Below are 6,670 nucleotides of genomic sequence, written 5' to 3' on the forward strand. Positions count from 1 at the left end.
TCCTCGTGTTCACCCACCGGATGTTCTCCGGGAGAGTCGCACGGCCGGGCTCCGGAAGCTGATTTATCTTCTTCTCTCGTCTCTTGCGGATCTTTACCATTCGCTACTCCGCCACAACCGCACGAAATTCTTCGGGGAGCACGTCGCTGACGGGATCGTCTAAGCCTGCAGCATCCAACGCCGCCCTTCGGCCCTGAAAAGACAGTTCATCTGCCCGCTCGTTGCCTAAGGTGCCGTTGTGGCCCTTTACCCAGGCTATCGTCAGCGCTGCGCAGCTATTCAGCGCGGCGTCGATCGCCTTCCACAAGTCGAGGTTCTTTACCTCCCCGCTCTCTGGCTTTGGAGAGTTGGGCCCTTTCCGGCTCCAGCCATTGCGCTTCCACTTGTGACGCCAGTCGTTGCAGCCATTGACGACATATTGGCTGTCGCACCAAATCGTGACCGGCTGGCCTTCCGCAAACTGCTGGACCCAATCGATGGCTTTCAGCATGCCGGTGAGTTCCATGACGTTATTCGTCGTCTCGGCGAGCCCGCCGCTGCGGTGTGCGATTTCCACGCCATCCCGATAGACGGCATACCCCCATCCGCCGGCGCCTGGGTTTGGCTCGCAGGCGCCGTCGCAAAAGATATGAACTCCTGTCGCAACGAGAGACATATCGAAGGGAGCATGCTGCTTAGCCGGTCTGCGGGAGAAGCTTGCCTGTTTGTAGTGACTGCTCATTAGATATGGCCCTCTACGATTATCGTTCGACGGAAATTGAAGGAACAGGGTTTGCCGGCTCGATGTATGATCTCCCTTGCTGGCACGACATCGCAGACACCGCTGACGCATCGTGCCGCGGTGGAAGTGGCACTGTCTTCCGTCTCGAAGATCATATCGCCCCAGGTCCGCCATTGACCGCGCTCTTTCACGCGAATGACAAAACCACGCCGAAACTTCTGCCCGAATTTGTCCAGCAAGGTAAAAGGGAACGTTTCGCTATCTATTCTCATTCGCCGCACCTACCCTTGATCACGTTTCGTCGCTCCGGTGTCATGCGGACGTAAGCAGGTCGCCAGTTCATTGGCGTCTCGAAGATCCTTCCTGGCGGGTCGATGCGATACCAGTGCCCGTCAGGGTCGAGGAAATACGTTATGTCCTCCGGCGAATGATGACCGCCGAGGTTACTGAAAAGCAGATTGCAGATGAGACCCCCGGCCTTTGCTTCATCCATGGGCCGCCATGAGTTTTCGCGGTCGTGCGCTTCGCGCTCCTGTCGTTCCTTGATCGTCATGCCGCACCCTTTCCGCTTGCGTTGCGCTGCAGTTCGCCTTTTACCGCGTCCTTGAAGGCGGTTAGCTGCCGCTCGATTTCGTCGCCATCGCAGCCGAGGCCCGACAGATGTTCGGAGAGCTGGTTTACTTGTGCACGCCAATAGCCCGTCGCATCGCTACCGTGCTTGCGGCCGTACACCTCCGCCACCCGCCGAATTTTTCCGACACGCGCCGCCAGCGGGAAGACCTTGATTTCGCAATCTGTCGTCATGCGGCCACCCGTTCCGGCCCAAGCACCAGCCTTCTTGCCAACCAAGGCGTCAGTTTTCCGTCGAGCAGATTTTCTTTTAGTGCGCGGCGCACCACCGGGTTACTTGGCCTTTCGGCCCAGGCAAAAACCTCATCAATAAGCTGTTCAGTCTCTTCATCGGTTTCCGGGATCTCGAACGGCTGGTTACGATCGACATCGCCGTCCTTAACCAATCCGTAATCGTTAGCCCCTATAAGGGAAGCTCCCTGTTCTATACTAAAGATAGGTTCAGGGATTACGTTAAAGGATTTACCGGACATTGGTGTCCGCTCGCGAACGGACATTTGTGTCCTTTCCGGAAATTCTCGAATGGACATCTGTGTCCGCTCATATTCTTCCCGCTCAAGCCGATCCTCTTCCCTCCGTGCCTTTTTTACGTCTTGGTAGTCTAGGATTTGTGAAACGACCGCTTCGTTCTTCAGGAAAACGAAATGGTTCGATTTCTTCCGGTCTGGACGCCACGCGTACAGCCAGCGTCGTTTCCTAAGAACCTCAATAGCCCGCTGAACGGTTTTCTCATTTTTTCCAAGTGAGAGGGTTTCAAGGATAGTGCGATAAGACGGGAAACACCGCAGCGTCTCGCTGTTGACGCACTCCAATAGATAGACGCCGACCATCTTCACGGTCGGCGTCATCTCGCTTGCAAAGTCCCTCATGATGAAAGACTGCATTTCAAGACGACGCGCAGTAAATGCGCGCCGCTCCTCGTCTGTCGGCTGTTCTAGTTTTGCAGGCAAAGGCAACGCCTGCTCATCAACGTGAGGGAAGTCATCTGGCAACTTACGCATCCAGGGCAACTCCACGGCGAATATGCTGAGCTACCCGGCACGCCTCGCAAGCTTCCCAAGCGGAGAGTTCGAACTTAGTGCGGATCTCATGAATCACGTTGGCAGGTTGAGCAATCTGCTGAGAGAGCCAACGTGCGGCCTCTTTGACCTTCGGGGCGTCGGTTGACGTCATCAGGCGCGGCCTCCGATCAGGTTATCCACCACCGGCCCAAAGCCATCGGCGGATAGCTCTTCCGCGTCCAAGATGGCCTCCTCATAGGAATCGCCGTCCCACATCGTGATGCGACAGCCATCGGCCTCGACAGCGTCTACGAAGAACTTCAGCGATCCAATTGATGTGAAGTCCAGCCGTGGCTTCCCGGCGCCATGAACTATTGTTGGTCCCGAGACGCGTATGCCAAAAATTTCTACACAGGGGAGCGTTGTTTCCGTCATGCCGCAGCCCTCCGGATTTCTTCCAGCACAGCGAGCCTGCTGCAGAGCGTGTATCGAGCATGTACTCCCGGGAAATCGCCAGCGTGCCTCTCATCGCGCGTGCCGACGGCTATCCCGTTCTTTTGCAACTTCCAGATGTAATGAGAGGTCCTTGGCCCGACGTAGTCTAGCGACGAGATACCGCGCTCACCGGCGTCGATTAACTTTCGCAATGTCCAAGCTTCCCGGCCGACGAACTTCAAAGCTGTGCTAATCGGCTCATTATCGTCATTAAGAACGTGGACTCTGATTGAAACTTCTGCTTTAGAGGCAACTGCCATTGATGAACCTTTCATTGATGGGGAGGCCAGCGGGAAACCGCTGGAACAAGGGGGAACGCGAAATAAGCGTTTCGTTTTCAGCAGCCTGCGGTGTGTCGCCAAACATAGACCGCAGGCTGTTTCCGTTTGTGAGGCTACTCATGCAGCCTCCCTGGAGCGCTTCAACTCCCATTCGCTCAGCTTTGCCTCATCGAAGAGTTTGCGGCGCTTGACCTTGAACGGTTGAGGAAATCCAAGTTCCTTGTCCTTAGTCCATCGGTAGAGTGTGACAGATGAAATTTTGAACCGCGCCTCTACTTGGGCGGCAGTTAGGTACGTCATTCAGGGTTGTTCCTTTCGGGGTTTTGACGACTGCAGATACACATCATGTTCTTAGCATGTTCACGCCGCGTTAGGAATCGTCGTGAAGGTTCGTGAAGCATAAATCAATAGTATTCCCCAAGTGATTCCGGGGATTTGCAGAATGTTGTGCATCACCTTGACTGTACGTAAGGCCCGCTCTACTGCTCCCGCTATCGAGTGGTTCGCTTTGCCATCCGAACCCCTACACCACCGCCATTCTCGGGAATGAATACTATCCCGGCCTCCTCGAAGGCCGTCTTGATGGCGTTGATGGTGGTCTGGTGCCCAACAAGTTCATCCATCGCTTCCAGCCGTTTGATAGTCGGTACTGACACCTTGCACCGCTCGGACAGGTCGCCTTGCGACCAGCGAAGCAAAGCGCGTGCGGCCCGGATCTGATCTGCGTTCATGGAAATATGATACCTTTTTGATTATTTGATCCTAAACGGCTTGAATGATTAACCCCAATGTATTAAATAATCCCTAAGGGATCATTTTGCAATGGGGAAGTGCCGCACTGCAAGGCTCCCGTGAGAATGCACAGCACCTTGACGGAAAAGACAATGCCGAACACATCGATTCAGGCAGCCGCCGAAGGCATGCCCGACGCCACCCGCCGCCGTTTTCTGCAGCTACTGCCTGCCACCGCAGCACTCGCCGCGGTGCCTGCGCCCGCTCGATCGGCGCCAGTAGATCCGATGGAAGCCGCCCGCTACCACGCCAAGGCACTGGCCGAGGCTATGGGCGAAGCAAACCCGGAGCGGCTTTACCGGTTCAAGATCGATGAGGAGAAAGGGTTTGTTTTCATCTTTGGCGACAGGAAGGAGGATATCGAGCTTGCGGCAAGGCCGATCTACGACGGCCCGAACTTCTATGAGGTCGAGCTTTGGAACAGTAAGCGCCCAATCCTTTGGCTTGAGCGCGTCGAATACCGCACCACTCCCGGCCACTACTACATTGCGGAAAGCCGATGGAAAGGGCGCCTGGAAGGTAAGCCGCGGCGCCTGAAAGAAAAGCAGTTCAAGGTCGTGCGTAAGGTCGAAAACTTTGCAGGGAGGGCATGAGGATGGACCGTCGCACCTTCATTAAGGGAGCCGCTATCGCAGCATCCACGCCAGGAGTCGTAGCTTCTGGCGAGGCTGGCAAGCCGTCGATCCTCGAAGACCTCTTCCGCGAGCATCATCGCGCGCTTGAAGCCGACGACGTTGCGTGGGGCACGGTGTTCGACGTGAGAGAGCAGGAGCCGATGAAGTCCATGAGGATGCCCGCCGTCCAGATTGGTCAGCTAAGGGCGGGCAGTGACGCCGATGGAGATCCGGCGTTTAAACCCATTATGGTTAGAAGTAACGGGGAGATTCGCGCCCATTTCGACCGGCTTTTAAATAATTTCCCAGGGCTGGGTTACATATCGGATTTGGATGAGCGTGTTCGCGATGGATACCGGCAGCAGCTCGAAGCCAAGATTGATGAACTCGCGGCGCTTAGGCGCGAGCGGGACCGTATCGAGTGCGAGTGCGGCTACACCAGAGCTACGGAGGCAGCAGGGCGAACAAGAGACGCAGTCGTATCGATCGAGACGCAGATACTCGACTACGTGCCCCGTTCGCTGAGGGAGGCGGCAGCAAAGGCCAGTTGGATCCTCAAGGCCTACAAAGATGCACGAGGGTATCTGCATGATGGTGAAGAAGCGACACTAGAGGCGGCGCTTGCCTCGATCGGGAGGGCGGTGGCATGAGCGAGGTACAGAACAGAGATCTGAAGCTGGATTTTGACGATTTCATTAACCGCATGAATAGAATGGCTGGGCTGGTCCAGGTGATCGATGACAGGCTTGATGGAATGAACTACGGCACCGGCGACAAGCGCAACACCGCGCTTGATGAAGTAGCACTGCTTGGGATCGCGGCCGATGGGCTCAAGCAGTTGGCAGAAACTCTGAACCGCAGCAGCGTGGTTGTCCTTAGCTCCGAATGGCGCTCCGAGGCCAACTAGACTTCCTATCCTCGATCTAGCCCGCCTCGCGAATGTGGCGGGCTTTTTTTGTGCCGCCGTTACCCCAGATGTTACCCCGAGGCGATAAAGCAGGGAATTTACTCCAGCTAAGTACTTGAAAGTGTTGGCGACCCCTGCAGGATTCGAACCTGCGACCACCTGCTTAGAAGGCAGGTGCTCTATCCAGCTGAGCTAAGGGGCCGTCCGGCGCTGCGACGCGCGGCAGCAACGCGGCATGTCTGAACGTTCAGTGTGTCCACGGTTGAGTGCGGGTATAGCGGAAATTATCCGGATAGGCGACCACCTGGCGGGCAGGATCCTTCGGCGCGATCACGCGGTATTCGATGCCGTTGCGCTTTGCATATGCTTCGGCCAGTTCCTGCGATTCGAAGGTCAGCTTCAGCTGCTGGCGCGTGTCGCCGGAGGACGTATAGCCCATCATCGGGTCAATCTTGCGCGGCTGCTCCTGATCGAACTCCAGCACCCAGAGATGAGTCTTGGCCTTGCCGGACTGCATGGCGGTCTTGGCTGGACGATAGATCTTGGCAGACATGCTGCACGCCTCCGGCTGTGCGGGCCCTGCCCGCTGAATATTTCAAACCTCCGCCCCGTTATGGAGCGGTTCCTTGCGATCCATATAGCGCAAAGAGATGAATTTTGCCTATCCGCGAATCCGCCGGATTTCAAGAAAAAAGGCGCAAACTAATTGGACGCGAGCTTGTCGGAAGGCTTGCGGCAAGGTGAAATAATATCGAGCCAGGCGTTGCGAACGCTGGTCTCCACCTGCATCAGCCCGAGCACGCTATGGAAGAAGTTGTCGTGTGAGGCCGGCCGCCCTGCCTGCGCCGCGATGCAGGCCCTATCCAAGCGGGTTTCGCTGGCGAAAGCATCCGAAAGCCAGAGCGCCATCGGCACATGGGTCTGTTGCCTCGGGGCGATGAAATACGGCGCGCCATGCAGATAGATCCCGTTCTCGCCGAGCGATTCGCCGTGATCGGAGAGGTAGAGCATCGAACCGGCAAGCTTTTCCTGATGCGCCTTCAGCTTGTCGATGACGGAGGCGATCACATGGTCGGTCATGACGATCGTGTTGTCGTAGGCGTTCGTCACCTCTTCCGGTTTGCAGTTTGCGAAATCGGCAACGCGGCAGTCGGGCGTAAAGCGCCTGCTATCATCGGGATAGCGCTGATAGTAGGCCGGGCCGTGGCTGCCGAGCTGGTGAAGAACGA

Annotated in this window: 14 protein-coding genes and 1 tRNA gene; 3 read left to right on the forward strand and 12 right to left on the reverse strand. The window is 56.5% G+C overall.

Going from position 1 to position 6,670, the window contains the following annotated elements; genetic code table 11:
- Positions 1 to 103: 103 nt before the first annotated feature.
- From ACPYOI_RS22030 to ACPYOI_RS22070, 9 genes are all read right to left on the reverse strand, one after another.
- The gene (locus ACPYOI_RS22030; RefSeq protein WP_481417551.1) at positions 104 to 895 is read right to left on the reverse strand and encodes a ribonuclease H family protein; all 792 of its coding nucleotides are present in this window, start codon (positions 893 to 895) and stop codon (positions 104 to 106) included.
- A gap of 94 nt (positions 896 to 989) precedes the next feature.
- On the reverse strand, positions 990 to 1,274 hold the full coding sequence (locus ACPYOI_RS22035) for a hypothetical protein (RefSeq protein WP_481417552.1): 285 nt from the start codon (positions 1,272 to 1,274) through the stop codon (positions 990 to 992).
- Complete coding sequence (locus tag ACPYOI_RS22040; RefSeq protein ID WP_481417553.1) at positions 1,271 to 1,525, reverse strand: DUF6074 family protein; 255 nt, start codon at positions 1,523 to 1,525, stop codon at positions 1,271 to 1,273. Before ACPYOI_RS22040 ends, ACPYOI_RS22035 begins: the two co-directional genes overlap by 4 nt.
- Positions 1,522 to 2,352 carry a helix-turn-helix domain-containing protein gene (locus tag ACPYOI_RS22045; protein WP_481423365.1) on the reverse strand — a complete coding sequence of 277 codons (831 nt, stop codon included), beginning with the start codon at positions 2,350 to 2,352 and terminating at the stop codon, positions 1,522 to 1,524. Before ACPYOI_RS22045 ends, ACPYOI_RS22040 begins: the two co-directional genes overlap by 4 nt.
- Positions 2,345 to 2,524, reverse strand: a complete 180-nt coding sequence (locus ACPYOI_RS22050; RefSeq protein WP_481417555.1) for a hypothetical protein — start codon at positions 2,522 to 2,524, stop codon at positions 2,345 to 2,347. The genes ACPYOI_RS22045 and ACPYOI_RS22050 overlap by 8 nt, the downstream gene beginning before the upstream one ends.
- On the reverse strand, positions 2,524 to 2,787 hold the full coding sequence (locus ACPYOI_RS22055; protein ID WP_481417556.1) for a hypothetical protein: 264 nt from the start codon (positions 2,785 to 2,787) through the stop codon (positions 2,524 to 2,526). Before ACPYOI_RS22055 ends, ACPYOI_RS22050 begins: the two co-directional genes overlap by 1 nt.
- Complete coding sequence (locus ACPYOI_RS22060; protein WP_481417557.1) at positions 2,784 to 3,122, reverse strand: winged helix domain-containing protein; 339 nt, start codon at positions 3,120 to 3,122, stop codon at positions 2,784 to 2,786. The genes ACPYOI_RS22055 and ACPYOI_RS22060 overlap by 4 nt, the downstream gene beginning before the upstream one ends.
- 123 nt (positions 3,123 to 3,245) lie before the next feature.
- A complete protein-coding gene (locus ACPYOI_RS22065) occupies positions 3,246 to 3,428 on the reverse strand; it encodes a helix-turn-helix transcriptional regulator (protein ID WP_481417558.1) in 183 nt (60 codons plus the stop codon).
- A 191-nt stretch (positions 3,429 to 3,619) separates the two neighbouring features.
- Positions 3,620 to 3,859 carry a helix-turn-helix domain-containing protein gene (locus ACPYOI_RS22070; protein ID WP_481417559.1) on the reverse strand — a complete coding sequence of 80 codons (240 nt, stop codon included), beginning with the start codon at positions 3,857 to 3,859 and terminating at the stop codon, positions 3,620 to 3,622.
- 153 nt (positions 3,860 to 4,012) lie between these two features.
- Between ACPYOI_RS22070 and ACPYOI_RS22075 the strand changes: the two genes are divergently transcribed.
- The 3 genes from ACPYOI_RS22075 to ACPYOI_RS22085 are packed head-to-tail and all read left to right on the forward strand — an operon-like array spanning position 4,013 to position 5,441.
- Entirely contained in the window at positions 4,013 to 4,513 is a 501-nt protein-coding gene (locus ACPYOI_RS22075) for a hypothetical protein (protein WP_481417560.1), read from the forward strand.
- 2 nt (positions 4,514 to 4,515) lie between these two features.
- Positions 4,516 to 5,184, forward strand: a complete 669-nt coding sequence (locus ACPYOI_RS22080) for a hypothetical protein (protein WP_481417561.1) — start codon at positions 4,516 to 4,518, stop codon at positions 5,182 to 5,184.
- Positions 5,181 to 5,441 carry a hypothetical protein gene (locus tag ACPYOI_RS22085; protein ID WP_481417562.1) on the forward strand — a complete coding sequence of 87 codons (261 nt, stop codon included), beginning with the start codon at positions 5,181 to 5,183 and terminating at the stop codon, positions 5,439 to 5,441. Before ACPYOI_RS22080 ends, ACPYOI_RS22085 begins: the two co-directional genes overlap by 4 nt.
- Positions 5,442 to 5,566: 125 nt before the next feature.
- Here the strand turns inward: ACPYOI_RS22085 and ACPYOI_RS22090 are convergent.
- The 3 genes from ACPYOI_RS22090 to ACPYOI_RS22100 form a co-directional block, all read right to left on the reverse strand.
- A tRNA-Arg gene (locus tag ACPYOI_RS22090) sits at positions 5,567 to 5,643 on the reverse strand.
- 45 nt (positions 5,644 to 5,688) lie between these two features.
- The gene (locus tag ACPYOI_RS22095; RefSeq protein ID WP_168829527.1) at positions 5,689 to 5,994 is read right to left on the reverse strand and encodes an ETC complex I subunit; all 306 of its coding nucleotides are present in this window, start codon (positions 5,992 to 5,994) and stop codon (positions 5,689 to 5,691) included.
- A gap of 149 nt (positions 5,995 to 6,143) precedes the next feature.
- A partial coding sequence (locus tag ACPYOI_RS22100; RefSeq protein ID WP_481423366.1) for a phosphoethanolamine transferase occupies positions 6,144 to 6,670 on the reverse strand: 527 nt, incomplete at its 5' end.

It is taken from the genome of Rhizobium sp. SVR5-2C (assembly GCF_056755115.1).